Below are 24863 nucleotides of genomic sequence, written 5' to 3'. Positions count from 1 at the left end.
GGAGCGTTAGCTCGCGCAATCCGGCCTTTCACCGCTTTCCGTACTCGGTGAATACATAGTCGCGGTTCTGCACGACCGTGTGGCACGCATAGCCGCACTTGGCGTCGTTTTCCTGCGGCGGATTGTCCGCCGTGGTTGCGGGCCTGAATACCTCGGTCGCCGCGTCATACTCGAACGCGCCGTATCCCCATCCGCCGCTGTCGGCGAACCTCTTGCTGTCCTTCACCATGAAGTCGACGTCGTGCTGGGCGCCCGGCACCGTGGGCTGGCCGGGATACGCTTCCTGCTTTTTCGGAAGCCAATGAATCTTCGCCATCCTGGCGCCGTCCGGGAACGGCTTGCCATTGCCGGGCACGCCCTCCCTGTAAGCGCCGATCATCGCCGGATTGCCCAGGATCACGGCAATGACGCCTTCGTTCTCACTGATCGCGATCACGGACCAGTCCTCGTATCCCCTGAACTCGGAGAATGCGAGCCCACCAGGCACCTGCAAAGTGTACTTGTCCGGCGCGGAAATCGCGATGCCGGTTGCCAGGATGGCGATCGGCACCGAAGCAATGAGACTGATCAGCGAGCTCTTCTGCATGGCCGCATCTCCCTCAATCGATTTGACGGCGGATAATCTTTTGCTGGAAATTCCCTTTATCGCGTTGCCTCATTCGAGGCTCTGGACTGCGCGGACTGTTGGTCACGGGAATGAATTACAACATGGAATGGCGCGGAGCGAAATGGGGCCACTGCATGGGTCTGCTGCCTAAAGCATCGGCGTGAGGGGCTATTGACAACCGTTCCATCGCGCCAGAAGAATCCGGGGCGTATCATCGTGCACGCGGCCCCAGGGGATAAACGATGTCCCTCGAGTTTCGCTTCCATCGCACTCCCATCGACGTTCTCGCTTACGAGCTCGCCGAGGAAAAGGCTTCCGCACTCGGACGGATGGGACGAGCGCTGGAACAGGCCCTCGCCAAATTGCGGGAGTTCGATGCCGCGCAACCGGCCTCGGGCGCGCCGGCATCCAGGCTGCAGGCGCGGCGGGTTCTGGTGCGGGAGGCCGGCCACGCGCTCTGGATGTTCGTGGTGCAACGGGAAGCCTGTGGCATGCGCGACAGCCGCGCGATCATGCGCACCTACAATGTGCCGGGCGAGGTGCAGCTGTGCATGGGCCCGATGCTCGCCACGTCTACGCGGATCGTCACATGATTGATGCGTTCCGCCGCCTGTCGCGGCCCAGTCTCAGCCCGCGGCTCAAGTAGGAGACCCACCGAGCGGGGGTGGAGTTGTCTGCGCGCCATGCGTCGCGTGCGCGTTCTCTTCCGAAGCAACTTTCGATCCAACAAGGAGGCCCGCGATCATAACCGGTAGCAGCCCGGTCGGAAGCAACACATAAACACCCTGCCGCCCTTGCAGCGCTGGAAGGATCCCGCCCGCTATCCAGGACGCGTATGGCACCAGCGCTCCCAGGGAAACAAGTCCTCCCAGCAGCGCATAACTCAGCGGTGACGGTTCGATACGATGCCTGCTGAGAGCAATGATGGTACCGACGATGCCGAACAGAAATCCGCCGGCGATGCCGCCCATGATCGTGACAGCGGGCACGAACAGCACCAGCAACATGACAAAGCTGCCGGGTTCTCTCGACCAAGCAAGAGTGAGGCAGCAGGCGACGACAAGCGAGGCCAGTCCGCCAAACAGAACACCCCAGTTAGACGATCTACTGATCATAGGCACCGCGCACCCATGGCGTCATATCGGGGAAGCTTACCGCGGGCTTCGTTAAAGTTGTGACAACTGCAACTACCCGCAGAACGGAGCCCAAAATAAGAATGCGCGGACCGCCTCGATTGGTGTCGAGGCATGCCCGCGCATTAAATTCGCGGATGCTGAATTCAGCCGTGTCTTGCTGGATTCTGCGTCAGTGGACGCTAACGGCCTGCAGTTCGTTGCTCCAGGCGTTCGCGATCGCGGCTTCGCGGCTGTCGGTCAGCATGATCGGCGTGCCGTCGGCGGCATGCAGTGCGAACAGCTTGAGGCCCGGCGCAATCTTCGGCGCCTGCGGAAAGAGGTCGGGCACGTCCTCGGAACGGACCTGCTTCACATAGGCGATATGGCCCTCGCCCAGATGGGCCAGCGCTTCCGGCGTGACGCTGTCGGACTGGTAGATGATACTCGCTTCACTCATGGTCTCGACTCCTCAGTCAGATAAGCGGTCGAGTCCGCTCCTGGTTTCTATTATTCGTGTTCACTGATAGCGATTGTCTTAACGACCCGTTCAGGTTCTGGCCTGGCCAAGTCGATCGACAACAGCCCGTTCTTCAGATCCGCGCCCAGCACCTGCATCCCCTCCGCCAGCACGAAAGTGCGCTGGAAGTGGCGCGCGGCAATGCCGCGATGGATGTATTGCCGAGCCTTGTCGTCCTGCTGGCGGCCGCGGATGACGAGCTGATTTTCCTCAATGGTCACATCGAGTTGGTCGCGGGTGAAGCCCGCCACCGCCAACGTGATGCGAAGCCGCTCAGGCTGGCCGTTGGTACGGTCGCACCGCTCGATGTTGTACGGAGGATAGCCGTCGGCGCCCTTCACGACACGGTCGAGCGCACGCTCGATCTCGTCGAATCCCAGAAGGAACGGACTGGACAACGATGGAACACGAGACATTACAAAGTCCTCTCGAAGCGACTTTGAGGGGTCCTTGCGGCACCCCATGCAACCGGCGGGCCGCTTGCCTGTCGGTCACAAGCCAATATGGGAGTGATCTGGATAGCGTTCAAGCGCCTCTGAAACCAGCGTAAATGCCGCCTGGAGCATATCGGTTCTGATGAAATCAGAACCGAAGCTCCAGCCTTTTGTTTTGACCGCGTTTTCTTCACGCGAACCGGCGTCCACTTCGCTCGAAAACGCGCCAGCATGGCTCCCAATCGTTCCCGATTGGTTATTGCCCGACCCGCTTGCGGCCGTCAGCGGTAAAAAGATGCAGTTTGTCCCGCGGGGCGACCGCCCGGATCTGCTCGCCGATGGCGGGGCCGGTGGCGCCGGGAACCCGGACGATCACCTCGCCCGGCGGCAGCTCGCCGGGATTGGCGGCCACGCTTTGCTGCTCGCGCTGACGGCTGCCATAGACGAAGGTCTCGGCGCCGACATGCTCGATCGCCTCGACGGTCAGGCCGAGCGCGACGCCGCCGGATACCGTCTCGTTGGTAATGACGAAATCCTCCGGCCGGATCCCAGCAATGCCGGCGCCATCGGCGCCCGTGATCTGGGACTTCAGCTCGTCCGAGCGCAGCGGCATCAGGTTCATCGGCGGCGCGCCGATGAACGAGGCGACGAAGGTGGTCGCCGGCCTCTGATAGATGTCGAGCGGATTGCCGATCTGCTCGACCTGGCCGCCATTCATGACCACGAGGATGTCGGCGAGCGTCATCGCCTCGAGCTGGTCGTGGGTGACGTAGATCGAGGTGGTGTTGAGCCGGCGCTGCAGCTTGCGGATCTCGACCCGCATCGCGATGCGCAGCTTGGCGTCGAGGTTCGACAGCGGCTCGTCGAACAGGAACACTTTCGGCTGACGCACGATGGCGCGGCCCATCGCGACGCGCTGGCGCTGGCCGCCGGAGAGCTGGCGCGGCTTGCGCTCCAGCATCGGCGAGAGCTCGAGCACGCGGGCGGCTTCCTCCACCCGGGTCCTGATCTCGGTCTCGGCCATGCCGCGGTTGCGCAGGCCGTAGGCCATGTTGTTGTAGACGCTCATGTGCGGATAGAGCGCGTAGTTCTGGAACACCATCGCGATGTCGCGATCGGCGGGCTCGATCTGGTTGACGACGCGGCCGCCGATGTCGATCTCGCCGCCGGTGATGGTCTCGAGCCCCGCGACCATGCGCAGCAGCGTGGACTTGCCGCAGCCGGAGGGGCCGACCAGCACGCAGAACTGGCCGTCGCCGACGTCGACATCGACGCCCTTGATGGCCTCGAAGCCGCCGGGATAGGTCTTGCGGACGCTGCGCAGCGTGACGTTAGCCATTACTTTTCCGTCTCCACCAATCCGCGCACGAACAGTTTCTGCATCGCGACCACGACGAACACCGGCGGCAGCATCGCCAGCAGCGCGGTCGCCATCACCACCGGCCATTCGGTCAGCGCGTCGGTCGTGGTGATCATCTTGCGAATGCCGACCTGGATGGTCTGCATGTCGTCGCGCGTGGTGATCAACAGCGGCCAGAGATACTGATTCCAGCCGAGGATAAACAGGATCACGAACAGCGCGGCCATGTTGGTGCGCGACAGCGGCAGTAGCGTATCCCAGAAGAAGCGGAACGGGCCCGCGCCGTCGATTCGCGAGGCCTCGAGCAGTTCATCCGGCACGGTCATGAAGAACTGGCGGAACAGCAGCGTCGCGGTGGCCGAGGCGATCAGCGGCAGCGACAGGCCGGCATAGCTGTCGAGCAGATGCAGATCGGCGACGATCTTGTAGGTCGGGTAGATGCGCACCTCGACGGGCAGCATCAGGGTGATGAAGATGATCCAGAAGATCGCCATCCGGAAGGGAAATCGGAAATACACGATCGCGTAGGCCGAGATGATCGAGATCGCGATTTTGCCGACCGCGATCAGGAGCGCCATGATCAGCGAGTTCAGCATCATGTTGAGCACCGGCTCGCGGGTCGAGCCGCTCGTGCCGACAAACAGCGTCTGGTAGTAGGTCTCGAGGAAGTGGCCGCCCGGCAACAGCGACATCTGGCCGTTGGCGATGACCGCGTTGTCCTGGGTCGAGGCGACGATCGCGAGATAGACCGGGAAGGCAACGATCGCGATCCCGATCCACAGGATGGCGTGAGCCAGATAGCGCTGGAAGCCTTCCTCCTCGACCATCAGTAGGTCACCTTGCGTTCGACGAAGCGGAACTGGATGCCGGTCAGCACGACGACGATGACCATCAGGATGACCGACTGCGCCGCCGAGGAGCCGAGATTGCCGCCGAGCAGACCGTCGGTATAGACCTTGTAGACCAGCGTCTCGGTCGCCTTGCCCGGACCGCCGCGGGTCATGGTGTCGATGATGCCGAAAGTGTCGAAGAAGGCGTAGACGATGTTGATGACCAGGAGGAAGAAGATGGTCGGCGACAGCAGCGGGAAGATCACGGTCCAGAACCGCCGCATCGGACGGGCGCCGTCGATCGCGGCGGCCTCGATCACGCTCTTCGGGATGCTCTGCAGGCCCGCGAGGAAGAACAGGAAATTGTAGGAGATCTGCTTCCAGGCCGCGGCGAGGATGATCAGGGCCGCCGCCTGGTCGCCGTTGAGCAGCGGATTCCAGTCGATGCCCATGCCGCGCAGATAGCGCGACAGCACGCCGAGCGAGGGATGCAGCATGAACACCCAGAGCACGCCGACCACCGGCGGAGCCACCGCGTAGGGCCAGATCAGCAACGTGCGGTAGAGCGTCGAGCCGCGCAGCGGCCTGTCGGCCATGACCGCGAGCAGCAGCGCAAAGGACAGCGAGGAGGCCGCGATCGCGAACGAGAACGCGAAGGTCCTGACGATCGCGGCGAAATAGGTCTGGTCCTTGAACAGTTCGAGATAGTTCTCGAACCAAACGAAGCTGGAGGACAGGCCGAAGGCGTCCTGCAGCAGGAAGGACTGGATCACCGCCTGCACGGCCGGCCAGTAGAAAAAGATCAGGACGATCGCGAGTTGCGGAGCAACCAGCGCGTAAGGCAACAGCTTTGATTGGAAAATCGCTTGCTTTTGCATGGTCTCGGCAAAAAGGGCAGGCCGCGAGGTCGCGGCCTGCCGGGGGATGGCCTCAAGGCATCATGTCAGCGGACGGCGGTCTTTTCAAACTGCCGCAGCATCTGGTTGCCGCGCTCGACGGCGGCGTCCAGCGCCTGCTTGGCGGTCTTCTTGCCGGCCAGCGCCTGCTCGATCTCCTCCGACCACATGTCGCGCAGCTGCACCATGTTGCCAAGGCGCAGACCGCGGGAATTCTCGGTCGGCTCCTTGTTGGTGAGTTCAAGCAGCGGGGTCTCGAGATAGGGCTGGTCCTTGTAGAAGCCCTCTTCCTTGGCCTTGGCATAGGCTGCCTTGGTGATCGGCAGATAGCCCGAGGCCTTGTGGATCCAGATCTGGCGGTCGGTGTCCGAGAGGAAGGTCAGGAACTTGGCCACGCCCTTGTATTCCTCGGCCGATTTGCCGCCCATGACCCAGAGCGAGGCGCCGCCGATGATCGAGTTCTGCGGCGCGCCCTTGACGTCGGGATAGTACGGCATCGGCGCCGCGGTGAAGTTGAACTTGGCCTGCGCCTTGACGTTGCCGAAGAAGGCCGACGAGGTCAGGTAGATCGGGCACTCACCGGAGGTGAAGCGGCCTTCGCCGGTGTTGGTGCGGCCGGCATAGTCGTAGGTCTTGTCCTTCTGCAGCTCGACCAGAGTCTCGAGGTGCTTGACCTGCAGCGGGCCGTTGAATTCGAGCACGGTGTCGAAGCCGTCGAGGCCGTTGGCCTTGCTGGCGAGCGGCACGTTGTGCCAGGCCGAAAGCTGCTCGAGATTGACCCAGGTGACCCAGGAGCCGGAGAAGCCGCAGGTGGCGTAGCCGGCCGCCTTCAGCTTCTTGGCGTCGTCGAACAGTTGCGGCCAGGTCTTCGGAATCTCGGCGATGTTGGCCTTCTTCAGCGCGTCGAGATTGACCCACATCACGGTCGACGACGAGTTGAAGGGGAATGACAGCATCTCGCCCTTCGAGGTCGAGTAGTAGCCGGTGATCGCGGGCAGATAGACGCTCGGATCGAACTTCTCGCCGGCATCGGCCATCAGCTTGTAGACCGGTTTGACGGCGCCGGTGGCGGCCATCATCGTCGCGGTGCCGACCTCGAACACCTGCATGATATGCGGCGCGTTGCCGGCGCGGAATGCGGCGATGCCGGCGTTCATGGTGTCGGCGTAGCCGCCCTTGTAGGTCGGGATGACCTTGTAATCGGATTGCGCGGCGTTGAAGTCGTTGGCCAGCTTGACGATGACGTCGTTGTTGGCGCCGGTCATCGCGTGCCACCACTGAATCTCGGTCACCGCAAATGCTGGCGACGCGAATGCAAGCGCGGCAGCGGCTGCCGCAGCAGCGCCGAGTCGTCGAAAGATCATCAAAACCCCTCCCGGTTGGAACGCCATCTTTCGTTGCGCGCGTTAACAGCGCCGGATGACGTTCAAATGACCGTATAAACGAAAGTCATGGTAGGGGGGAAGCCGAAGCAAAGGGAAGCGGTAAAAAAGGCGGAGATTGCGGCCGCGTCCGTGCGGTGCAACGCCGGACGCGACGTTGCACCGCAGAGCAGGCGTGAGGTTTAGCGCTTGCGCTGGGGACCGCAGACCACGCCCTTCTCAACCAGGCCGCTGATCTCGTCCTTGGAGTAGCCGAACTCGCCGAGCACTTCCGCAGCGTGCTGGCTGAACTTCGGCGGCGTGCGGCGCAGGCTCGGCTTGGTGCGTTCGAGGCGGATCGGCGAGGCGACGCCCTTGTACCAATCCTTCTCGATGACGTCGCCGCGATGGATGGTGTGCGGGTTGGTCAGCGCCTGGTCGATCTTCTGCACCGGGCCTGCCGGCAGGCCGGCGGCGAGCAGCCGGTTGCACAGCGGCTCGGCCTCGTGCTGGCTGAACACCGCGGCAAGCTCCGCCCGCAGCGCATCGCGGTTGGCGATGCGGTCCTTGTTGCGGGCAAAGCGCGGATCGGTACCGAGTTCCGGCTTACCGATTTCCTTGGCGAGCTTGCGGAAGGTGCCGTCATTGCCGACGCCGATGAAGATGTTGTCGGTCTTGGTCGGGAAGATCGCGTAGGGCACGAGGTTGGGATGCTCGTTGCCGGTGAGCGACGGCGGCTTGCCGTGCATGAAATAGTTCGCGGTGTGCGGATGCATGATCGCAAGCCCGGTCTCGTACAGCGTGGTCTCGATGAACTGGCCGAGCCCCGAACGCTGCCGCTCCGACAGCGCCATCAGGATGCCGATCGCCGCATAGAGACCGGTGGTGATGTCGACCAGCGGCACGCCGATGCGCATCGGGCCGCTCTCCGGCGAGCCGGTGGCCGCGATCATGCCGGTCATCGCCTGGATGATCGCATCATAGCCCGGATTGCCGCCGCGCGGGCCGTCGGCACCGAAGCCGGAGATCCGGCAATGCACGAGGCGCGGAAACTTCGCGCGCAGCACGTCGTTGCCGATGCCCCATCTGTCGAGCGTGCCCGGCTTGAAATTCTCGATCAGCACGTCGGCGGTCTCGAGCATCTTCATCAGCACGACGCGTCCGCCCTCGGAGGCGAGGTCGAGGCCGATCGAGCGCTTGTTGCGGTTGATGCCGACGAAATAGGCCGCGTCTTCCTCGTGGAAGGGAGGGCCCCAGTCGCGCACCTCATCGCCGGCGGGCGGCTCGACCTTGATCACGTCGGCGCCGTGGTCGGCGAGGATCTGGGTGCAATACGGGCCGCCGAGCACGCGCGTCAGATCGATCACGCGCAGTCCGCTCATCGCGCCCGTAGCCGCTGGGGTATTCATGGAAGCAACCTTCGCTCAGTTGGGACTCAAAAACGAGGTCCCAGAGCTAACGGTCACTAACGGTCTTCGGGCGAGGCAGCAATGCTCCCGTCCGCGCAGGCCCATGCAGTGGGCCGCGCCTGCGTTCGCCAAGCGAACTGGCATTCGAAATGCAATGATCTCCTGCAAATGCAATGGTCCGCCACGCTGATGTGGCGGACCATTGGCGGAAGGCGAATTAGACGACGCTCAGCTTGACGTCGACATTGCCGCGGGTCGCGTTGGAATAGGGGCACACCTGGTGGGCCTTTTCGACCAGCGCTTCGGCCTCGGCCCGGGGAAGGCCGGGCAGCGAGACGGCGAGCTCGACGGCGAGGCCGAAGCCGCCTGCAGAGCGCGGGCCGATACCGACCGTCGAGGTCACCGAGGCGTCGGCAGGAACCTTCGGGCCGCCCTGCGAGGCCACGAACTTCATGGCGCCGATGAAGCAGGCCGCATAGCCGGCCGCGAACAGCTGCTCCGGATTGTTGCCGGCGCCGCCGCCGCCACCGAGCTCCTTCGGGGTGGTGAGCTTGACGTCGAGCGCGCCGTCGAGCGTCGCCGCATGGCCGTCGCGGCCGCCGGTTGCCTTGGCGCTGGTCTTGTAGAGCACAGACATGGTGGTCTCCCTTGGGTTTGGACTTCGGTGGACTTGAGTTCGTGTTCGACGAACGATTAATTGCACGCAATTAGATTGCGCACAATATAAAATATGTGGCCTCACATTTAATTGTTCGCAATTGAATCCCGGCTCCCGTGAGCCCAGAATGACCCGGAAACGAGATGGATTCGATGGGAATCATGGTCAGGAAACCAACGGCGGCGGATCAGGCGCTGCGGCTCGATAACCAGATCTGCTTTGCGGTCTATTCGACCGCGCACGCCTTCAACCGCGTCTACAAGCCGCTGCTCGACCGGCTTGGGCTGACCTATCCGCAGTATCTCGTGATGCTGGCGCTGTGGGAGCGCGACGACGTGCCGGTGAAGCACCTCGGCGAGCGCCTGTTCCTGGATTCCGGCACGCTGACGCCGCTGCTCAAGCGGCTCGAGGCGGCCGAACTGATCAAGCGGACCCGCAGCACCGACGACGAGCGCCAGGTCCTGATCGCGCTGACGCCGCAGGGCCACGCGCTGCGCGAAAAGGCCAAGGCCGTTCCGCAGTCGATCCTCGCGGCCTCGGACTGCACGGTCGGCGAGTTACTGGCGATGAAGGATGAGATCGTCGCGCTGCGCGACCGGCTGAATGCAGTGCTGGGGGAGTAGGGGGCGGTCTCTTATCCGGGAACGCGGCGCCCCCTGTCAGGGCAAGGCTGAGTCATAACAAGGCTGGCACTCTGCAAGTCTTGCACTGGAAATCGTTGCCGCGTTCGTCGTGAAGAATCTCGAAGCCCTCCGGGACCAGATCGATCCGATTTCTAAAAGGGAGGATCTCCGAGAGCTGAGCATGACCGGTGCGTTGGCTCCTGGGGCACCGCAAGAATTCCGTCCAGGTGGAATAGCTCATGCTTCGCGTCCCTTGGCGCCCGACAGGGTCAAATGGACTTTCGGACTTTGTTCTAGATCAAAAAGGGTGGTGGATCGCGATAGCAGCTGGCGATGAAGGATCGTCGCGGTGCGCGACGGGGTGAATGTGGAGCTGGGGGAGCAGGGGGCGGTCAGAGGCGCTTCTTGGTGAAGGCGCGGCCGCTGTGGGATTTAAGGTATTTCTCGAATGCCAGGGCTTTGCACTTGTCGGGAAATGCGCAGTACCAAACGAGTTGCCACGGCTTGAATTTTGAGGTGTGCGTGGATTTGCCGGCATTATGCTCGGGAATCCGCCGTTTCAGATCCTCGGTGGCGCCAACATATTCCTGATCAGGGAAGTTGATGCTGCGGATGATGTAGACGTACCACATTCGCATCCACTGGAGCCGGTGGGGATTAGAACCCTTGGCAGTCCGTCTTCGCCCTTGGGGCTACGCCGGACACCACGCTTCGCCCTTCAGGCAACTCGTGGCTGCGCCACGCGTGGCCGGGCGATGTAGGCTATCGCTGCAGGACAGATTGATAAAGTGGGGGATTGAAACAGTCACGCGTAGCCCGAAGGGCGAAGCGTGGTGGAGCCAGGCGGGATCGAACCGCCGACCTCTTGCATGCCATGCAAGCGCTCTCCCAGCTGAGCTATGGCCCCTTATCCAGTTGGGATGACCCTGGGGGATCAATCCCGGCCCGCGCGGCCTAAGCGACTCGCGCGGCAGCACCGTTGATCATAGATCGGCGCCGATCTCAAGTCTCTTCATCACCGCCGACGTCACCAATGATGTCGGTCACGTCCTCATCGCCCTCTTCCTCGTCGGCGATGAAGGTCGAATCGTCGTCGTCATCGTCATCGATGGTCTCATCGACCTCGATATCGTCCTCGGATTCGGGAACCACGGCCTTGACCTTGCCGGTGTTCTCCTCGGCATCGGCCTCCTCGAGCGAGACCAATTCCTCGGTCTCGGCCGCCTCGGGCATCTCGGCGGCGGTCGCAGGCGAACTGACGGTGGCGCCACGGCCTCTCGGCGGGGCCACGGGTGCGATCGGCACGACCTCGCCGGTGTAGGGCGAGATCACCGGATTCTTGTTGAGGTCGTAGAACTTCTTGCCCGTGGTCGGGCAAATACGCTTGGTTCCGAGCTCGGACTTGGCCAACGTGGTCATCCCAGAATTTTGCTGAAAAACGGTGCTTCACTTGGCTAGTTGAGCCGCCGCTGTCAATAGCGGTTTGCGCGCAAGTGACGGGCGCGTGACGCGGTGTTGCCTATGTGATACCTGCCGCGGCGCGAGAGGACACAATCTTGGCCCATTCTGACATCCCGACCCCGCTGGAATCGCGCGCCTGCGGCCCCCTGGCCGGCAAAGTCCGCGTTCCCGGCGATAAATCGATCTCCCACCGTGCCCTGATCCTGGGGGCGCTTTCGGTAGGCGAAACCCGCATTTCCGGCCTCCTGGAGGGCGAGGACGTCCTCAATACCGCCAAATCCATGCGCGCATTGGGCGCCAAGGTGGAGCGGACGGCCCCGTTTACCTGGTCGGTCGCAGGCGTAGGCGTGGGCGGCTTCGCCCAGCCCTCAGCCGCGCTCGATTTTGGCAATTCCGGCACCGGCTGCCGCCTGGTGATGGGCGCGGTGGCCGGCTGTCCGATCGCGGCCATTTTCGACGGCGACGCCTCGCTGCGCACGCGGCCGATGCGCCGCATCCTCGACCCGCTGGAACTGATGGGCGCCCGGACTAGCGACATCAGGGAGGGCGGCCGGCTGCCGCTCACGCTGCATGGCGCCCGCTATCCGGTGCCGATCGTCTACAAGACGCCGGTCGCCTCGGCCCAGATCAAGTCCGCGGTGCTGCTGGCGGGGCTGTCCGCGCCCGGTGTCACCACCGTGATCGAGCAGGAGGCGAGCCGCGACCATACCGAGCTGATGCTGAAGCATTTCGGTGCCGAGATCTCCTCGGAGAAGGAAGGCAGCCACGGCCGCAGGATCACGCTGAACGGCGAGCCCGAGCTGCACGGCGCCGGCGTCGTGGTGCCCGCCGATCCGTCCTCGGCGTCGTTCCCGATCGTGGCGGCGCTGATCGTCCAAGGCTCGGACGTCGTGTTCTCCGACGTGATGACCAATCCGCTGCGCACCGGGCTGTTCACCACGCTGCGCGAAATGGGCGCCTCGATCGAGGAGAGCGATGTGCGCGGCGATGCCGGCGAGCCGATGGCGCAATTGCGCGTGCGCGCCTCGAAGCTGAAGGGCGTGGAGGTGCCGCCGGAGCGCGCGCCGTCGATGATCGACGAATATCTGGTGCTGGCGGTTGCGGCCGCCTTCGCCGAGGGCACCACGATCATGCGCGGCCTGCAGGAGCTGCGCGTCAAGGAATCCGACCGTCTTGAAGCCACCGCCGACATGCTGCGGGTCAATGGGGTCAAGGTCGAAGTGTCCGGCGACGACCTGATCGTCGAGGGCCGCGGCCATGTGCCGGGCGGCGGCCTGGTCGCGACCCATATGGACCACCGCATCGCGATGTCGGCGCTGGTGATGGGCTGCGCGTCCGATCGGCCGGTCAAGATCGACGACACCGGCTTCATCGCCACCAGTTTTCCGGATTTCATTCCGATGATGCGCGCGCTCGGAGCTGATTTCGCATGATCATCGCCATCGACGGACCCGCCGCCTCGGGCAAGGGCACGCTCGGCAAACGGCTCGCCCACCACTACGGCTATCGCCATCTCGACACCGGCGTGATCTACCGCGCGGTGGCCTATGCCATGATCGAAGCCGGTGCCGATCTCGGCGACAAGGTGCTGGCGGTGGCGGCGGCGCTCGAGCTCGATCCCGAAAAATTCGGCAATCCGATCCTCAAGACCCAGAAGGTCGGCGATGCCGCCTCGGTGGTGTCGGCGATTCCCGAGGTGCGCGAGGTGCTGGTGAACTTCCAGCGCCAATTCGCCGCCGATCCGCCCGGTGCGGTGCTCGATGGGCGCGACATCGGCACCGTGATCTGTCCGAATGCCGACGTGAAGATCTTCGTGGTCGCCGACCCCCGGGTGCGGGCGCGGCGGCGCACGCTGGAGGCGCGTGCCCGCGGCGAGGACGCCGACGAGGAAGCGGTGCTCGCCGACATTCTCAAGCGCGATGATCGTGACAAGAACCGGGCGATTGCGCCATTGCGGCCTGCGACGGACGCCCACACGCTGGATAATTCCAATCTCGACATCGAGGCCGGCGTCCGCGCCGCCATCGCGATCGTCGAGCAGGCGCGCGCCAGGCGCTGATCCGGCGAGGCTCGGACAAGAAAAAGCGCGATGACGGGATCATCGCGCTCCGGGTCCGGCGTGGACCAGTTGGATCAGTTGGATCAGTTCTTGGACCAGTAGCGGTCGAACGGCAGTTCCTGCTCGGCCATGGTCAGAAGCGGCTGCACCGACTGGGCCGAAGCGGCGGGCCCGGCCGGTACGGCGCCAGGCAGCGCGGCGACGGCATTTCCAATACTCAGGACGGCAAACACCGCCAGCACCACAAAGCTTTTCATTGTTAGTCCCCCTGTTTTTAGCGGTGCCATCGTAGTGGGGGGCTGCTTAAGGGCGGGTTCCAGGGCGACCCTCCTGCGCCGCATTTCGCGCGATGCGGTCAACAAGGCGTTGAGGCGCAGCCGCGGGCGCGATCAGCCTTAAGCGCCCGTAAATCGGGCATTTCCAGCTTGCCCAAAATGACCTCCGGGGCTATATCAGCGCCGTTCGGAGCGCCATCGACCATGTCGAGGCCGTGTCTGAGCGGGCCGGCGCCGGGTTTTAGCCCTCGCCGCATCTGGAGGAACGCCCGCTCCCAGGTCTTGAAGTCGATATTTTCGTTTCAGGCTCCGGACAATTCAAACGTACCGAACGTGCAGTCATGCTGCCGGCCCGCTGTTGCGCCTCCTGCAACAAGCGGTCGTCAGGGTTTGCGGAACCCTGACACTTCACGCGCGGTGCGCCCATCAACCCGAACGGCCGGCAAGAATCCCGCGCTGGAGAACAAATGGCTTCGAATACTGTGTCTTCCTATACCCCGACCCGCGACGACTTCGCGGCGATGCTTGATGAGTCCTTTGCCGGCGGCAATTTGCAGGAAAGCTCGGTCATCAAGGGCAAGGTGGTTGCAATTGAGAAGGACATGGCCGTCATCGACGTCGGCCTGAAGACCGAAGGCCGCGTCGCGCTGCGCGAATTCGCCGGCCCCGGCCGTGAAAGCGATCTGAAGGTCGGTGACGAAGTCGAGGTGTTCCTCGACCGCATCGAGAATGCGCTCGGCGAAGCCGTGCTGTCGCGCGACAAGGCGCGCCGCGAGGAAAGCTGGGGCAAGCTCGAGAAGGCGTTCCAGAACAACGAAAAGGTCAACGGCGTCATCTTCAACCAGGTCAAGGGCGGCTTCACGGTCGACCTCGACGGTGCGGTGGCCTTCCTGCCGCGCTCGCAGGTCGACATTCGTCCGATCCGCGACGTCGCGCCGCTGATGAACAACTCGCAGCCGTTCCAGATCCTCAAGATGGACCGCCGCCGCGGCAACATCGTGGTGTCGCGCCGCACGGTTCTCGAAGAGACCCGCGCCGAGCAGCGCCAGGAGCTGGTGCAGAACCTCGAAGAAGGTCAGGTGATCGACGGCGTGGTCAAGAACATCACCGATTACGGTGCGTTCGTTGATCTCGGCGGCATCGACGGCCTGTTGCACGTCACCGATATCGCCTGGCGCCGCGTCAACCACCCGACCGAGGTGCTGACCATCGGCCAGACGGTGAAGGTCAAGATCATCAAGATCAACCACGAGACGCACCGCATCTCGCTCGGCATGAAGCAGCTGCTGGATGATCCGTGGCAGGGCATCGAAGCCAAGTACCCGCTGGGTGCCCGCTTCACCGGCCGCGTCACCAACATCACCGACTACGGCGCGTTCGTCGAGCTCGAGCCGGGCATCGAAGGCCTGATCCACGTCTCCGAGATGTCGTGGACCAAGAAGAACATGCACCCCGGCAAGATCGTTTCGACCTCGCAGGAAGTCGAAGTGCAGGTGCTGGAAGTGGATTCGGTCAAGCGCCGTATCTCGCTCGGTCTCAAGCAGACCATGCGCAATCCCTGGGAAGTCTTCGTCGAGAAGTTCCCGGTCGGCTCGACTGTCGAAGGCGAGGTCAAGAACAAGACCGAGTTCGGTCTGTTCCTCGGTCTCGACGGCGATGTCGACGGTATGGTCCATCTCTCCGACCTCGACTGGAAGCTTCCGGGCGAGCAGGTCATCGACAACTTCAAGAAGGGCGACATGGTCAAGGCCGTGGTGCTCGATGTCGATGTCGAGAAGGAGCGCATCTCGCTCGGCGTCAAGCAGCTCGAAGGCGACCCCTTCGCCGAGCCGGGCGACGTCAAGAAGGGCGCGGTCGTGACCTGCGAAGTGCTCGAAGTGAAGGAGAGCGGCATCGAGGTCCGGATCTCGGGCACCGAGTTCACCACCTTCATCAAGCGGTCCGAGCTGGCCCGTGACCGCAACGACCAGCGCGCCGAACGCTTCGCCGTCGGCGAGAAGGTCGATGCCCGCGTCATCCAGTTCGACAAGAAGGCCCGCAAGGTGCAGGTCTCGATCAAGGCGCTCGAAGTCGCCGAGGAGAAGGAAGCCATCGCGCAGTACGGCTCCTCCGATTCGGGGGCGACGCTCGGCGACATCCTCGGCACCGCGCTGAAGAACCGCGGCACCGACAAGTAAGGCTCGTTCGATCAGATGGACGATTGGGGCCCCGGCGAAAGCCGGGGCCTTTTTTGTTGGTCCCGTAGCCCGGATGGAGTGGAGCGAAATTGTCTTCTCCTTCCCCTGAAAGGGGGAAGGTCGGGATGGGGGTCAGCCGCGACCGACACTGTATGTGGAGGGAGCAGATCCCCACCCGCTTTGCTCTCGCGAGCAAAGCGACCTCCCTTTTCAAGGGGAGGTTGGGGCCTTGTTTTCTTCATATTGCGTCGCAATTGATGTATTTGGCTAAGCTGATAGTGACGCTGCGACTGCAAAAGGCGCGGATTGCGCGCTGCATTTCTGGAGAGATCGGATGTCGCTGGATTCAGACGTGATCGTCGACCGCCGCCGGATCAGGCGCAAGCTGACGTTCTGGCGCGTCGCTGCTGCGGTCATTGCGATCGCGGCCATCGTAGGCGTTGGCGTGATCGCCGCCGGCGGGCGCGGCACCTTTGCGACCTCGAACGCGATCGCACGCGTCAGTATCGACGGACTGATCCGCAGCGACCAGGAGCGCGTCGAGGCGCTGGAGCGGCTCGGCAAGTCGAGCTATGCGGCTGTTGTCGTGCATATCAATTCGCCTGGCGGTACCACCGCGGGCTCCGAGCAGCTTTACGACTCGCTCACGCAGTTGAAGGCGAAGAAGCCGCTCGTCGTCGTGGTCGAGGGATTGGCGGCCTCGGGCGGCTACATCACGGCGATCGCCGCCGATCATATCGTCGCCCAGCAGACCTCGCTGGTCGGCTCGATCGGCGTGCTCTTCCAGTTTCCGAACGTGTCCGAATTGCTCAAGACCGTCGGCGTGAAGATGGAGGAGATCAAATCCTCGCCGCTGAAGGCGGCGCCCAACGGCTTCGAGCCGACCAGCCCGGAGGCCCGAGCCGCGATCGACGGCCTGGTCAAGGACTCCTATGCATGGTTCCGTGGATTGGTGAAGGAACGGCGCGGCATGGATGACGCCCTGCTGGAGAAGGTCGCTGACGGTCGCGTCTTCACCGGCCGGCAGGCGGTCGATCTCAAGCTGATCGATCAGCTCGGGGACGAGAAGACCGCGATCGCCTGGCTGGTTGCGGAGAAGAAGGTCAAAAGCGACCTGCCGGTGCGCAATTACAAGCTTAATCCGCGATTCAGCGACCTGACCTTCCTGCGCACGGCGGCGTCCGTGACACTCGATGCGTTCGGCCTCGGCGGCTTCGCGCGGCGGATCGAGCAGGGCGGCGTGGCCCAGGCGGTCGATCGATTCGGGCTCGATGGCATGCTGGCACTGTGGAGCCCGATGGGAACCGACTAGCCAGCTGTCAAACGCGTACTCATCAGGGTATTCCCGCTCTGCGGGAATCGCCGCATGCCCCAATTGGGCTATTTGTCACGTGATTTCACGACGCTCTAAATCGATTTAGCGTCTTGACAGTGCACGGCATTTTCACGGAAATGGGTCTCCGCAAGAGCCCGGATCCCATTTTCGATGATCAAATCCGAACTTGTTCAGCGTATCGCCGAGCACAACCCGCACCTCTATCAGCGGGATGTCGAGAACATTGTGAATGCGATTCTCGATGAAATCGTCGCGGCGCTGGCGCGTGGCGACCGCGTCGAGCTGCGCGGTTTTGGCGCATTCTCGGTGAAGCATCGGCCGGCGCGCGCCGGCCGCAATCCGCGAACCGGCGAGCATGTGCCGGTCGATCAGAAGAGCGTGCCGTTCTTCAAGACCGGCAAGGAAATGCGCGAGCGCCTCAATCGCGACGCCGACGCGGAAGCCTCCAAGGTCGACGCGCCCAAAGCTGACGCCTAACAAGGCCGACGCCTAACGCGCGGCGTCACGCGTTGCCGTGTTGCGGGCGATCTGCCCGCACTGTCTCCATCGCTGCGAGAGATGGTCATGCGAAAGTTCTTCACGGCAGTGGTCGTCATTCCGCTCGGACTGATCTTCATCATCTTTGCGGTCGCCAACCGTCACTGGGTGACGGTGTCGTTCGATCCCTTCAACTCTGTGACGCCTGTGGTTGCGGTCACACTGCCGCTGTTCGTCGTGATCATCGTCTCCGCGATCCTCGGCGTGCTCGCGGGCGGCATCGCGACCTGGTTCAGGCAGGGGCGCTGGCGCCGCGCGGCCCGGCAGCACGAGGCCGCCGCCCGCCACGTCCGCTCGGAGCTCGCCGACCTCAGGGCCGCCGCCTCCCGGGACGACGCGCAGCGCCGCCCGGCGCCGGCCCTATCAGGGTTTTACGGGCCCAATGGGCGAGACAAGCAGGGCGCGACGTTGTAGAACCCGCCCCGTCGGACTGGGGTGCACCCCGGTTCCGGCCGCCCGAAAACCCGTTTTGAAGACCCGTTTCGAGACCATGCCCCTGCTCGTCAAAATCTGCGGCCTGTCCACGCGCGAGACGCTCGACGTCGCGCTTGAGGGCGGCGCCGACATGGTCGGGTTCGTGTTCTTCCCTCCGTCGCCGCGCCATATCAGCCTCGAGACCGCGCGCGAGCTCGGCAAGCAGGCCAAGGGCCGCGCCGTCAAGGTCGCGCTGACTGTCGATGCCGACGACGCCACCATCGAGAACATCATCGAGACGCTGCGGCCAGATATCCTGCAGCTGCACGGCAAGGAGACCACGGCGCGGCTGCGTGATCTCAAGCAGAAATTCGGTCTGCCGCTGATGAAGGCGCTGCCGGTCGAGACCGCAGCCGACCTCGCCCCGCTGCCGGGCTATGCCAGCGTCGCCGACCGCATTCTGTTCGACGCCCGCGCGCCGAAGGATGCCACGCGGCCGGGCGGCCTCGGCGCGCCCTTCGACTGGCACGTGCTTGAAAATCTCGATCTCGCGCTGCCCTACATGGTCTCCGGCGGGCTCAATGCCGAGAACGTCACTGAAGCTGTCCGCGTCACCCGCGCCGGCGGGGTCGACGTCTCGTCGGGCGTCGAGCGCGCGCCCGGCGTCAAGGATCCTGAGTTGATCCGCGCCTTCATCCGCGCCGCACGCGCAACCCAACCGTCCTCACCTCTCCCCGTTCACGGGGAGAGGTCGACCGCGCAACGCGCGGGCGGGTGAGGGGCGCCGCAACGATGATCGAGCAAGTGGAGAAACCCCTCACCCCAACCCTCTCCCCGCAAGAGCGGGGCGAGGGAGTGGAAACAGCCGCGACGCGGCCAGAAGAACTGATGGTTCGATGAATCCTAACCTGCCCAATTCCTTCCGCAGCGGTCCCGACGAGCGCGGGCATTTCGGCATTTTCGGCGGACGCTTCGTCGCGGAAACGCTGATGCCGCTGATCCTCGATCTCGAAAAGGCCTATGCCGACGCCAAGGCCGATCCGGCGTTCCAGGCCGAGATGAACGTCTATCTGAAGGACTATGTCGGCCGGCCGTCGCCGCTGTATTTCGCCGAACGGCTCACCGAGCATCTCGGCGGCGCGAAGATTTATCTGAAGCGCGAGGAGCTCAACCACACCGGTTCGCACAAGGTCAACAACGTGCTCGGCCAGATCATGGTCGCGCGCCGCATGGGCAAGAAGCGCATCATTGCCGAGACCGGCGCCGGCCAGCACGGCGTGGCGACGGCGACGCTGTGCGCGCGCTTCGGGCTCGAATGCGTGGTCTATATGGGCGCGGTCGACGTCGAGCGGCAGCAGCCGAACGTGATCCGCATGGAAATGCTGGGAGCCACGGTGATCCCGGTGCAGTCGGGCGCGCGCACGCTGAAGGATGCGATGAACGACGCGCTGCGCGACTGGGTCACCAACGTGCACAACACCTTCTATTGCATCGGCACGGTGGCGGGTCCACACCCCTATCCGATGATGGTGCGCGACTTCCAGTCGATCATCGGCCACGAGACGCGCAAGCAGATGCAGGAGGCCGAGGGCCGCCTGCCGGACTCGCTGGTCGCCTGCATCGGCGGCGGCTCCAATGCGATGGGCCTGTTTCATCCGTTCCTGGACGATCCCTCGGTCGAGATTTTTGGCGTCGAGGCGGCCGGTCATGGACTGACGCAGCTGCATGCGGCTTCGCTCGCCGGCGGCCGTCCCGGCGTGCTGCACGGCAACCGCACCTATCTCCTGATGGACGCCGACGGCCAGATCGAGGAAGCGCATTCGATCTCGGCGGGCCTCGATTATCCCGGCATTGGCCCCGAGCACGCCTGGCTGCACGAGACCGGCCGCGTGAAATATCTCTCGGCGACCGACGAGGAGGCGCTGGCCGCATTCCAGCTGCTGTCGCGGCTGGAGGGCATCATCCCCGCGCTGGAATCCGCGCACGCCATCGCGAAACTGTCCGAACTCGCGCCGCAGCGGCCGAAGGATCACCTGATGGTGGTCAACCTCTCGGGCCGTGGCGACAAGGACGTGCCGCAGGTCGGCGACATCTTGAAGGGCAGGAAGAAGTGACCACCCGTATCGACGCACGTTTCGCCGCGCTGAAGCAGCAGGGCCGCTCCGCCTTCGTCACTTTCGTGATGGCCGGCGATCCCGACGCGAAAACCTCGCTCGCCATCCTCAAGGCGCTGCCGAAGGCCGGCGCTGACGTCATCGAAATCGGCATGCCTTTCACCGATCCGATGGCCGACGGCCCGTCGATCCAGGCCGCCGGCCTGCGCGCGCTCAAGGGTGGCATGACGCTGCGCAAGACGCTGGCGATGGTCCGCGACTTCCGCAAGGACGACAATGCCACGCCGATCGTGCTGATGGGCTACTACAATCCGATCTACATCTACGGCGTCGACAGCTTCCTGGCCGATGCCAAGGAAGCCGGCGTCGACGGATTGATCATCGTCGATCTGCCGCCGGAGGAAGACACCGAGCTCTGCATCCCCGCGATGAAGGCCGGGCTGAACTTCATCCGGCTGGCGACGCCGACCACCGACGACAAGCGCCTGCCGGCGGTGCTCGCCAACACCTCGGGCTTTGTCTACTACGTCTCGATCACCGGCATCACCGGCGCTGCGACTGCCGATTCGAACGCGGTTTCGGAAGCCGTCGCCCGCATCAAGCGCCACACCAGGCTGCCGGTCTGCGTCGGCTTCGGCATCCGCACCCCGGAAACGGCACGCGCCATCGCGGAGAACGCCAACGGCGCCGTGGTCGGCACCGCGATCGTCGACGTGGTGCGGGGTAGCCTCGATGCCGAGGGCCGCGCGACGCCGAAGACCGTGCCCGCGGTGGCCGATTTAGTGTCGGCGCTGGCGCAGGGGGTCCGGGGCGCCAAACAGGCCGCTGAATAAGCCACATTTTGCGGCAACAAGGCCGCCGACGGCGGCTTGCCGGGTTCGCCCGGCCCGCCATATATCCAGCTGGTGCGGGACCGACCCGCATTTCGGAGCGAACCATGAATTGGCTCACCAACGTCGTCCGGCCAAAGATCCGCAACATCCTGCGCCGCGAGACGCCTGAGAACCTCTGGATCAAGTGTCCGGATTCCGGGCAGCTCGTGTTCTACAAGGACGTCGAGGCCAACCAGTTCGTGATCCCCGGCTCCAACTACCACATGCGCATGGGCGCGGTGGCGCGGCTGAAGTCGGTCTTCGACAACGAGACCTGGTTCGACGTCGCGCTGCCCGAGGTGACGGCGGACCCGCTGAAATTCCGCGATGAGCGAAAGTATGTCGACCGCATCAAGGACGCCCGCACCAAGACCGGGCTGAACGACGCGATCAAGGTCGGCTACGGCAAGCTCGAAGGCGCCGGCGTCGTGGTCGCGGTGCAGGATTTCGATTTCATGGGCGGCTCGCTCGGCATGGCCGCCGGTGAGGCGATGGTGCGCGGGCTCGAACTCGCGGTCGAGAAGAAGTCGCCCTTCATCGTGTTCGCCGCCTCCGGCGGCGCGCGGATGCAGGAAGGCATCCTGTCGCTGATGCAGATGCCGCGCACCACGGTCGGCGTGCAGATGCTGCGCGAGGCGAAGCAGCCCTACATCGTCGTGCTGACCAATCCGACCACCGGCGGCGTCACCGCATCCTATGCGATGCTCGGCGACATCCAGATTGCCGAGCCCGGTGCGCTGATCGGCTTTGCCGGCGCGCGCGTGATCGAGCAGACCATCCGCGAGAAGCTGCCGGAAGGCTTTCAGCGCGCCGAATATCTGCGCGAGCACGGCATGGTCGACATGGTCGTGCACCGCCACGAGATGAAGGGCACGCTGGCGCGGCTGTGCCGCCTGCTGACCAAGTCGCCGGCGCTTGAAACCGCCTCCAAGCCCACCGTCGCCGTCACCGAGCCGGCCCAGATCGTCACGGCGCCGGAGACGGTGCCGGCCGCGCCGCACGCGTGACCGCAAGCGCCGCCCCATCGCAACCCTCGTTCGAGGCGTTGATCGCGCGGGTATCGGCGCTGCATCCGAAGCGCATCGATCTCAGCCTCGATCGCATGCGCGGCCTGATGGAGCGGCTCGATCATCCCGAGCGCAAGCTGCCGCCGGTAATCCATGTCGCCGGCACCAACGGCAAGGGCTCGACCATCGCCTATCTGCGCGCGATCCTGGAAGCATCAGGCCTGCGCGTGCACGTCTTCACCTCGCCCTATTTGGTGCGGCTCAACGAGTGCTACCGGCTCGGTGCCGTCGGCGGCGGCAAGCTTGTCGGCGACGATGAGCTGCGCGCGACGTTCGAGGATTGCGAGCGCATCAATGCCGGCAATCCCGTCACCATCTTCGAGATGGAAACCGCGGTGGCGTTCTGCCTGTTCGCCAAGCATCCGGCCGACGTCGCGTTGCTCGAGGTCGGCCTCGGCGGCCGGCTGGATTCGACCAATGTGGTCGAGACGCCGCTCGCCTCGGTGATCGCGCCGGTCAGCATGGATCACATGGAATTCCTCGGCGACAATCTGACGGCGATTGCCGGCGAGAAGGCCGCGATCATCAAGCGCAAGGTGCCGGTGATCTCTGCCGAGCAGGCGCCGGAAGCGATGGCGGTGATCGAGGCGGAAGCGAACCGCATGCGCGCGCCGCTGCATGCCGCCGGCCAGCAATGGCATGTCGGCGTCGAGCGCGGCCGGCTGGTCTATCAGGACGAGCGCGGCTTGATGGATCTCGCCGCGCCAAAACTGTTCGGACGGCACCAGTTCGACAATGCCGGCCTTGCGATCGCGACATTGCGGGCGATCGACACGTTCAAGCTCAACATCGCCGCCTATGAGGCCGGCATCGTCAATGCGGAATGGCCGGCGCGGATGCAGCGGCTGGCCTCCGGCACGCTTGTCTGCCAGGGGCCGCAGGGCTCCGAGGTCTGGCTCGATGGCGGCCACAATGCCGAGGGGGGCCGCGTTGTGGCCGCAGCGCTCGGCGATCTCGAGGAGCGGGTGTCGCGGCCGCTGGTCGTGATCGCGGGCATGATGGGCAACAAGGATGCCAATGCCTTCCTCGCCAATTTCGCCGGACTGACGCGCCACATCATCGCGGTCCCGGTGCCCGGCCGCGACAACGGCATGGCGCCTGACAAGCTGGCGGACGCCGCGCGTGCGCTCGGCATGCGTGTCGAGATCGCTGGTGGCGTCGACGCCGCGCTGCAACGGCTCGCCACGCTGGCCTACGAGGTGCCGCCGCGCATCCTGATCACCGGCTCGCTGTACCTCGCCGGCCCGGTGCTTGCCGCCAACGGCACGCCTCCTGCTTAATCAATCTCGAGGCCCGGACGCGGTGCAGCGCGCAGCGATGCTCCGCAGAGCCGGGACCCATCTCGACACAATGGGCCCCGGCTCAGCAGCGCACCACTGCGTGCTGCGCCGCGTCCGGGGCACGCAAGGGGGACGACTGACACCATGCGTTTTGCTGCGATCGCCGACGTCCACGGCAACCATCTCGCGCTTGAAGCCGTGCTGTCGGACATTCGCGCCCAGGGAATTTCAGACATCGTCGATCTCGGCGACATGGTGAGCGGGCCGCTCGACGCCCGGCCGACGATCGATATGCTGATGGCGCTCGATGCCGTCCATCTGCTCGGCAATCATGATCGCTATCTGATCGACCGTCCGCACGAGAAAATGGGCTCATGGGAGCGACTGACCTACACCCAGCTTGAGCCGCGGCATCTCGACTGGCTGCGCACGCTGCCGGCGAGTGCGATCTATCGCGACGAGGTTTTCCTCTGTCACGCAACGCCTCAAGATGACGAGACCTACTGGCTCGACACGGTGCTGCCGGGTGGCGAGGTCTTGATGTCCACGCTTGAGACGATCGAGGCGAGGGCCGCCGGCGTGAGGCAATCGCTGATCCTCTGCGCACACACCCATATCGCCCGCGCCGTACGGCTGAGCGACAGCCGGCTGATCGTCAATCCCGGCAGCGTCGGCTCGCCCGGCTATCGCGCCGGCAAGCCGCATCCGCATGTCGTCGAAGCCGGTTCGCCCGATGCGCGCTACGCGATCCTTGAACGGGTTGATGGCGACTGGGACGTGACCTTCCGACATATCCCGTACGATCACGCGGCGATGGCAGCGCTGGCGCGGCAGCACGGCCAAGCCGAGCTCGCCTCGGCGCTGGCGACGGGATGGATCAGGTAGTCCGCTTGTCCACGTGGAACATTCGTCACACGCGGGCTTGACCCGCGTGTCCATCGTTCTTCGCAAGAGCACTTTCCGAAGCGGATGGATGGCCGGGCGTAGGCGAGCGGAAGCGACGCCGTCCTTTGGACGGCTATGCCCGGCCATGACGGATTGAGATTTGGTCTCGCACAAAACAAAACGGCCAGCATGACGCCGGCCGTTTCGCAAATCAGCTAATTCGAAACGGATCAGACCGCAGCGGTGATCCACTGCTGCAGCTTGGCCTTCGGAGCGGCGCCGACCTGACGGGACGCCATCTCGCCGCCCTTGAAGATCATCAGGGTCGGGATCGACATCACGCCGTACTTCGACGCGGTCTTCGGGCTCTCGTCGACGTTGAGCTTCACGATCTTGACCTTGTCGCCCATCGCGCCGGAGATCTCATCGAGAGCGGGCGCGATCATGCGGCAGGGGCCGCACCACTCGGCCCAGAAGTCGACGACCACCGGCCCGGTCGCCTTGAGCACTTCGGCTTCGAAATCGGCGTCAGAAACCTTGCCAACGGCCATCGGAATACCTCGTTCGGTTGAGACA

Annotated in this window: 29 protein-coding genes and 1 tRNA gene; 14 read left to right on the top strand and 16 right to left on the bottom strand. The window is 64.3% G+C overall.

Annotated features, from left to right (window positions below):
- Positions 1-28: 28 nt before the first annotated feature.
- A complete protein-coding gene (locus tag HAP54_RS11550; protein ID WP_166300085.1) occupies positions 29-586 on the bottom strand; it encodes a cytochrome P460 family protein in 558 nt (185 codons plus the stop codon).
- Between the two features lie 263 nt (positions 587-849).
- Between HAP54_RS11550 and HAP54_RS11545 the strand changes: the two genes are divergently transcribed.
- Entirely contained in the window at positions 850-1200 is a 351-nt protein-coding gene (locus HAP54_RS11545; protein ID WP_166300083.1) for a DUF6665 family protein, read from the top strand.
- 45 nt (positions 1201-1245) lie between these two features.
- Here the strand turns inward: HAP54_RS11545 and HAP54_RS11540 are convergent, their stop codons facing one another.
- The 10 genes from HAP54_RS11540 to HAP54_RS11495 form a co-directional block, all read right to left on the bottom strand.
- Positions 1246-1614, bottom strand: a complete 369-nt coding sequence (locus HAP54_RS11540) for a hypothetical protein (RefSeq protein ID WP_166300081.1) — start codon at positions 1612-1614, stop codon at positions 1246-1248.
- 298 nt (positions 1615-1912) lie between these two features.
- Positions 1913-2179, bottom strand: a complete 267-nt coding sequence (locus HAP54_RS11535) for a DUF1150 family protein (protein ID WP_029082491.1) — start codon at positions 2177-2179, stop codon at positions 1913-1915.
- Between the two features lie 50 nt (positions 2180-2229).
- Positions 2230-2655, bottom strand: coding sequence for an Hsp20 family protein (locus HAP54_RS11530; protein ID WP_029082490.1), 426 nt, complete (start codon positions 2653-2655; stop codon positions 2230-2232).
- 75 nt (positions 2656-2730) lie between these two features.
- The gene (locus HAP54_RS11525; protein WP_166300079.1) at positions 2731-2883 is read right to left on the bottom strand and encodes a hypothetical protein; all 153 of its coding nucleotides are present in this window, start codon (positions 2881-2883) and stop codon (positions 2731-2733) included.
- Between the two features lie 46 nt (positions 2884-2929).
- The gene (locus HAP54_RS11520; protein WP_166300077.1) at positions 2930-4012 is read right to left on the bottom strand and encodes a sn-glycerol-3-phosphate import ATP-binding protein UgpC; all 1083 of its coding nucleotides are present in this window, start codon (positions 4010-4012) and stop codon (positions 2930-2932) included.
- Entirely contained in the window at positions 4012-4860 is an 849-nt protein-coding gene (ugpE, locus tag HAP54_RS11515) for a sn-glycerol-3-phosphate ABC transporter permease UgpE (RefSeq protein ID WP_029082488.1), read from the bottom strand. The genes HAP54_RS11520 and ugpE overlap by 1 nt, the downstream gene beginning before the upstream one ends.
- Entirely contained in the window at positions 4860-5741 is an 882-nt protein-coding gene (ugpA, locus tag HAP54_RS11510; protein ID WP_166300075.1) for a sn-glycerol-3-phosphate ABC transporter permease UgpA, read from the bottom strand. The genes ugpE and ugpA overlap by 1 nt, the downstream gene beginning before the upstream one ends.
- 65 nt (positions 5742-5806) lie before the next feature.
- Positions 5807-7123, bottom strand: a complete 1317-nt coding sequence (gene ugpB / locus HAP54_RS11505) for a sn-glycerol-3-phosphate ABC transporter substrate-binding protein UgpB (protein WP_166300073.1) — start codon at positions 7121-7123, stop codon at positions 5807-5809.
- Between the two features lie 200 nt (positions 7124-7323).
- On the bottom strand, positions 7324-8529 hold the full coding sequence (locus tag HAP54_RS11500; RefSeq protein ID WP_166300071.1) for a CaiB/BaiF CoA transferase family protein: 1206 nt from the start codon (positions 8527-8529) through the stop codon (positions 7324-7326).
- A gap of 217 nt (positions 8530-8746) precedes the next feature.
- Positions 8747-9166, bottom strand: a complete 420-nt coding sequence (locus HAP54_RS11495; RefSeq protein WP_166300069.1) for an organic hydroperoxide resistance protein — start codon at positions 9164-9166, stop codon at positions 8747-8749.
- Between the two features lie 182 nt (positions 9167-9348).
- Between HAP54_RS11495 and HAP54_RS11490 the strand changes: the two genes are divergently transcribed.
- A complete protein-coding gene (locus HAP54_RS11490) occupies positions 9349-9810 on the top strand; it encodes a MarR family winged helix-turn-helix transcriptional regulator (RefSeq protein WP_166300067.1) in 462 nt (153 codons plus the stop codon).
- A gap of 392 nt (positions 9811-10202) precedes the next feature.
- Here the strand turns inward: HAP54_RS11490 and HAP54_RS11485 are convergent, their stop codons facing one another.
- The 3 genes from HAP54_RS11485 to HAP54_RS11475 form a co-directional block, all read right to left on the bottom strand.
- Entirely contained in the window at positions 10203-10442 is a 240-nt protein-coding gene (locus HAP54_RS11485) for a GIY-YIG nuclease family protein (RefSeq protein WP_166300065.1), read from the bottom strand.
- A 199-nt stretch (positions 10443-10641) separates the two neighbouring features.
- Positions 10642-10717: transfer RNA gene (locus tag HAP54_RS11480), tRNA-Ala, on the bottom strand.
- A gap of 95 nt (positions 10718-10812) precedes the next feature.
- Positions 10813-11220: a TIGR02300 family protein gene (locus HAP54_RS11475; RefSeq protein WP_029082481.1), complete on the bottom strand. Its 408-nt coding sequence runs from the start codon at positions 11218-11220 to the stop codon at positions 10813-10815.
- Positions 11221-11366: 146 nt separating this feature from the next.
- On the opposite strand from HAP54_RS11475, the gene aroA reads away from it, so the two are divergent.
- Both aroA and cmk read left to right on the top strand, forming a co-directional pair.
- Positions 11367-12704, top strand: a complete 1338-nt coding sequence (gene aroA / locus HAP54_RS11470; protein WP_166300063.1) for a 3-phosphoshikimate 1-carboxyvinyltransferase — start codon at positions 11367-11369, stop codon at positions 12702-12704.
- Positions 12701-13330: a (d)CMP kinase gene (gene cmk / locus HAP54_RS11465; protein ID WP_166300061.1), complete on the top strand. Its 630-nt coding sequence runs from the start codon at positions 12701-12703 to the stop codon at positions 13328-13330. Before aroA ends, cmk begins: the two co-directional genes overlap by 4 nt.
- 83 nt (positions 13331-13413) lie before the next feature.
- Here the strand turns inward: cmk and HAP54_RS11460 are convergent, their stop codons facing one another.
- Positions 13414-13587: a hypothetical protein gene (locus tag HAP54_RS11460; RefSeq protein WP_166300059.1), complete on the bottom strand. Its 174-nt coding sequence runs from the start codon at positions 13585-13587 to the stop codon at positions 13414-13416.
- Between the two features lie 485 nt (positions 13588-14072).
- Here HAP54_RS11460 and rpsA point away from each other — a divergent pair, with 485 nt between their 5' ends.
- The 10 genes from rpsA to HAP54_RS11410 all read left to right on the top strand — a co-directional run bounded on the left by rpsA (position 14073) and on the right by HAP54_RS11410 (position 24287).
- Positions 14073-15782, top strand: coding sequence for a 30S ribosomal protein S1 (rpsA, locus tag HAP54_RS11455; RefSeq protein WP_029082478.1), 1710 nt, complete (start codon positions 14073-14075; stop codon positions 15780-15782).
- Between the two features lie 334 nt (positions 15783-16116).
- Positions 16117-17094 (top strand): signal peptide peptidase SppA, encoded by a 978-nt coding sequence (sppA, locus tag HAP54_RS11450; RefSeq protein ID WP_166300057.1) that lies wholly within the window; start codon positions 16117-16119, stop codon positions 17092-17094.
- A gap of 174 nt (positions 17095-17268) precedes the next feature.
- On the top strand, positions 17269-17595 hold the full coding sequence (locus HAP54_RS11445; RefSeq protein WP_029082476.1) for an integration host factor subunit beta: 327 nt from the start codon (positions 17269-17271) through the stop codon (positions 17593-17595).
- Between the two features lie 87 nt (positions 17596-17682).
- Positions 17683-18069: a LapA family protein gene (locus HAP54_RS11440; RefSeq protein WP_166300055.1), complete on the top strand. Its 387-nt coding sequence runs from the start codon at positions 17683-17685 to the stop codon at positions 18067-18069.
- A gap of 76 nt (positions 18070-18145) precedes the next feature.
- Positions 18146-18847, top strand: a complete 702-nt coding sequence (locus tag HAP54_RS11435; protein ID WP_166307705.1) for a phosphoribosylanthranilate isomerase — start codon at positions 18146-18148, stop codon at positions 18845-18847.
- 118 nt (positions 18848-18965) lie between these two features.
- Positions 18966-20183, top strand: a complete 1218-nt coding sequence (gene trpB / locus HAP54_RS11430; protein WP_166300053.1) for a tryptophan synthase subunit beta — start codon at positions 18966-18968, stop codon at positions 20181-20183.
- Positions 20180-21016, top strand: a complete 837-nt coding sequence (gene trpA / locus HAP54_RS11425; RefSeq protein ID WP_166300051.1) for a tryptophan synthase subunit alpha — start codon at positions 20180-20182, stop codon at positions 21014-21016. The genes trpB and trpA overlap by 4 nt, the downstream gene beginning before the upstream one ends.
- 104 nt (positions 21017-21120) lie before the next feature.
- Positions 21121-22062: an acetyl-CoA carboxylase, carboxyltransferase subunit beta gene (gene accD / locus HAP54_RS11420; protein ID WP_166300049.1), complete on the top strand. Its 942-nt coding sequence runs from the start codon at positions 21121-21123 to the stop codon at positions 22060-22062.
- Positions 22063-22157: 95 nt separating this feature from the next.
- Positions 22158-23402, top strand: coding sequence for a bifunctional folylpolyglutamate synthase/dihydrofolate synthase (locus HAP54_RS11415; RefSeq protein WP_414646218.1), 1245 nt, complete (start codon positions 22158-22160; stop codon positions 23400-23402).
- Between the two features lie 144 nt (positions 23403-23546).
- A complete protein-coding gene (locus tag HAP54_RS11410; RefSeq protein ID WP_166300045.1) occupies positions 23547-24287 on the top strand; it encodes a metallophosphoesterase family protein in 741 nt (246 codons plus the stop codon).
- 230 nt (positions 24288-24517) lie between these two features.
- Here HAP54_RS11410 and trxA read toward each other — a convergent pair whose 3' ends face one another.
- Positions 24518-24838, bottom strand: a complete 321-nt coding sequence (gene trxA, locus HAP54_RS11405) for a thioredoxin (protein ID WP_016847387.1) — start codon at positions 24836-24838, stop codon at positions 24518-24520.
- Between the last annotated feature and the right edge of the window lie 25 nt (positions 24839-24863).

This window comes from Bradyrhizobium sp. 2S1, from assembly GCF_011516625.5.
Lineage (GTDB): Bacteria > Pseudomonadota > Alphaproteobacteria > Rhizobiales > Xanthobacteraceae > Bradyrhizobium > Bradyrhizobium septentrionale.
Note: the sequence above shows the minus strand (reverse complement) of the source record. Positions and strands in the feature narration are given on the sequence as shown.

What these genes read in the sequence shown, in the direction of transcription:
- HAP54_RS11550 (WP_166300085.1), bottom strand. Translation starts at nt 586, where the DNA reads ATGCAGAAGAGCTCGCTGATCAGTCTCATTGCTTCGGTGCCGATCGCC.
- HAP54_RS11545 (WP_166300083.1), top strand. Translation starts at nt 850, where the DNA reads ATGTCCCTCGAGTTTCGCTTCCATCGCACTCCCATCGACGTTCTCGCT.
- HAP54_RS11540 (WP_166300081.1), bottom strand. Translation starts at nt 1,614, where the DNA reads ATGTTGCTGGTGCTGTTCGTGCCCGCTGTCACGATCATGGGCGGCATC.
- HAP54_RS11535 (WP_029082491.1), bottom strand. Translation starts at nt 2,179, where the DNA reads ATGAGTGAAGCGAGTATCATCTACCAGTCCGACAGCGTCACGCCGGAA.
- HAP54_RS11530 (WP_029082490.1), bottom strand. Translation starts at nt 2,655, where the DNA reads ATGTCTCGTGTTCCATCGTTGTCCAGTCCGTTCCTTCTGGGATTCGAC.
- HAP54_RS11520 (WP_166300077.1), bottom strand. Translation starts at nt 4,012, where the DNA reads ATGGCTAACGTCACGCTGCGCAGCGTCCGCAAGACCTATCCCGGCGGC.
- ugpE (WP_029082488.1), bottom strand. Translation starts at nt 4,860, where the DNA reads ATGGTCGAGGAGGAAGGCTTCCAGCGCTATCTGGCTCACGCCATCCTG.
- ugpA (WP_166300075.1), bottom strand. Translation starts at nt 5,741, where the DNA reads ATGCAAAAGCAAGCGATTTTCCAATCAAAGCTGTTGCCTTACGCGCTG.
- ugpB (WP_166300073.1), bottom strand. Translation starts at nt 7,123, where the DNA reads ATGATCTTTCGACGACTCGGCGCTGCTGCGGCAGCCGCTGCCGCGCTT.
- HAP54_RS11500 (WP_166300071.1), bottom strand. Translation starts at nt 8,529, where the DNA reads ATGAATACCCCAGCGGCTACGGGCGCGATGAGCGGACTGCGCGTGATC.
- HAP54_RS11495 (WP_166300069.1), bottom strand. Translation starts at nt 9,166, where the DNA reads ATGTCTGTGCTCTACAAGACCAGCGCCAAGGCAACCGGCGGCCGCGAC.
- HAP54_RS11490 (WP_166300067.1), top strand. Translation starts at nt 9,349, where the DNA reads ATGGTCAGGAAACCAACGGCGGCGGATCAGGCGCTGCGGCTCGATAAC.
- HAP54_RS11485 (WP_166300065.1), bottom strand. Translation starts at nt 10,442, where the DNA reads ATGTGGTACGTCTACATCATCCGCAGCATCAACTTCCCTGATCAGGAA.
- cmk (WP_166300061.1), top strand. Translation starts at nt 12,701, where the DNA reads ATGATCATCGCCATCGACGGACCCGCCGCCTCGGGCAAGGGCACGCTC.
- HAP54_RS11460 (WP_166300059.1), bottom strand. Translation starts at nt 13,587, where the DNA reads ATGAAAAGCTTTGTGGTGCTGGCGGTGTTTGCCGTCCTGAGTATTGGA.
- rpsA (WP_029082478.1), top strand. Translation starts at nt 14,073, where the DNA reads ATGGCTTCGAATACTGTGTCTTCCTATACCCCGACCCGCGACGACTTC.
- sppA (WP_166300057.1), top strand. Translation starts at nt 16,117, where the DNA reads ATGTCGCTGGATTCAGACGTGATCGTCGACCGCCGCCGGATCAGGCGC.
- HAP54_RS11445 (WP_029082476.1), top strand. Translation starts at nt 17,269, where the DNA reads ATGATCAAATCCGAACTTGTTCAGCGTATCGCCGAGCACAACCCGCAC.
- HAP54_RS11440 (WP_166300055.1), top strand. Translation starts at nt 17,683, where the DNA reads ATGCGAAAGTTCTTCACGGCAGTGGTCGTCATTCCGCTCGGACTGATC.
- HAP54_RS11435 (WP_166307705.1), top strand. Translation starts at nt 18,146, where the DNA reads ATGCCCCTGCTCGTCAAAATCTGCGGCCTGTCCACGCGCGAGACGCTC.
- trpB (WP_166300053.1), top strand. Translation starts at nt 18,966, where the DNA reads ATGAATCCTAACCTGCCCAATTCCTTCCGCAGCGGTCCCGACGAGCGC.
- accD (WP_166300049.1), top strand. Translation starts at nt 21,121, where the DNA reads ATGAATTGGCTCACCAACGTCGTCCGGCCAAAGATCCGCAACATCCTG.
- HAP54_RS11415 (WP_414646218.1), top strand. Translation starts at nt 22,158, where the DNA reads ATGCGCGGCCTGATGGAGCGGCTCGATCATCCCGAGCGCAAGCTGCCG.
- HAP54_RS11410 (WP_166300045.1), top strand. Translation starts at nt 23,547, where the DNA reads ATGCGTTTTGCTGCGATCGCCGACGTCCACGGCAACCATCTCGCGCTT.
- trxA (WP_016847387.1), bottom strand. Translation starts at nt 24,838, where the DNA reads ATGGCCGTTGGCAAGGTTTCTGACGCCGATTTCGAAGCCGAAGTGCTC.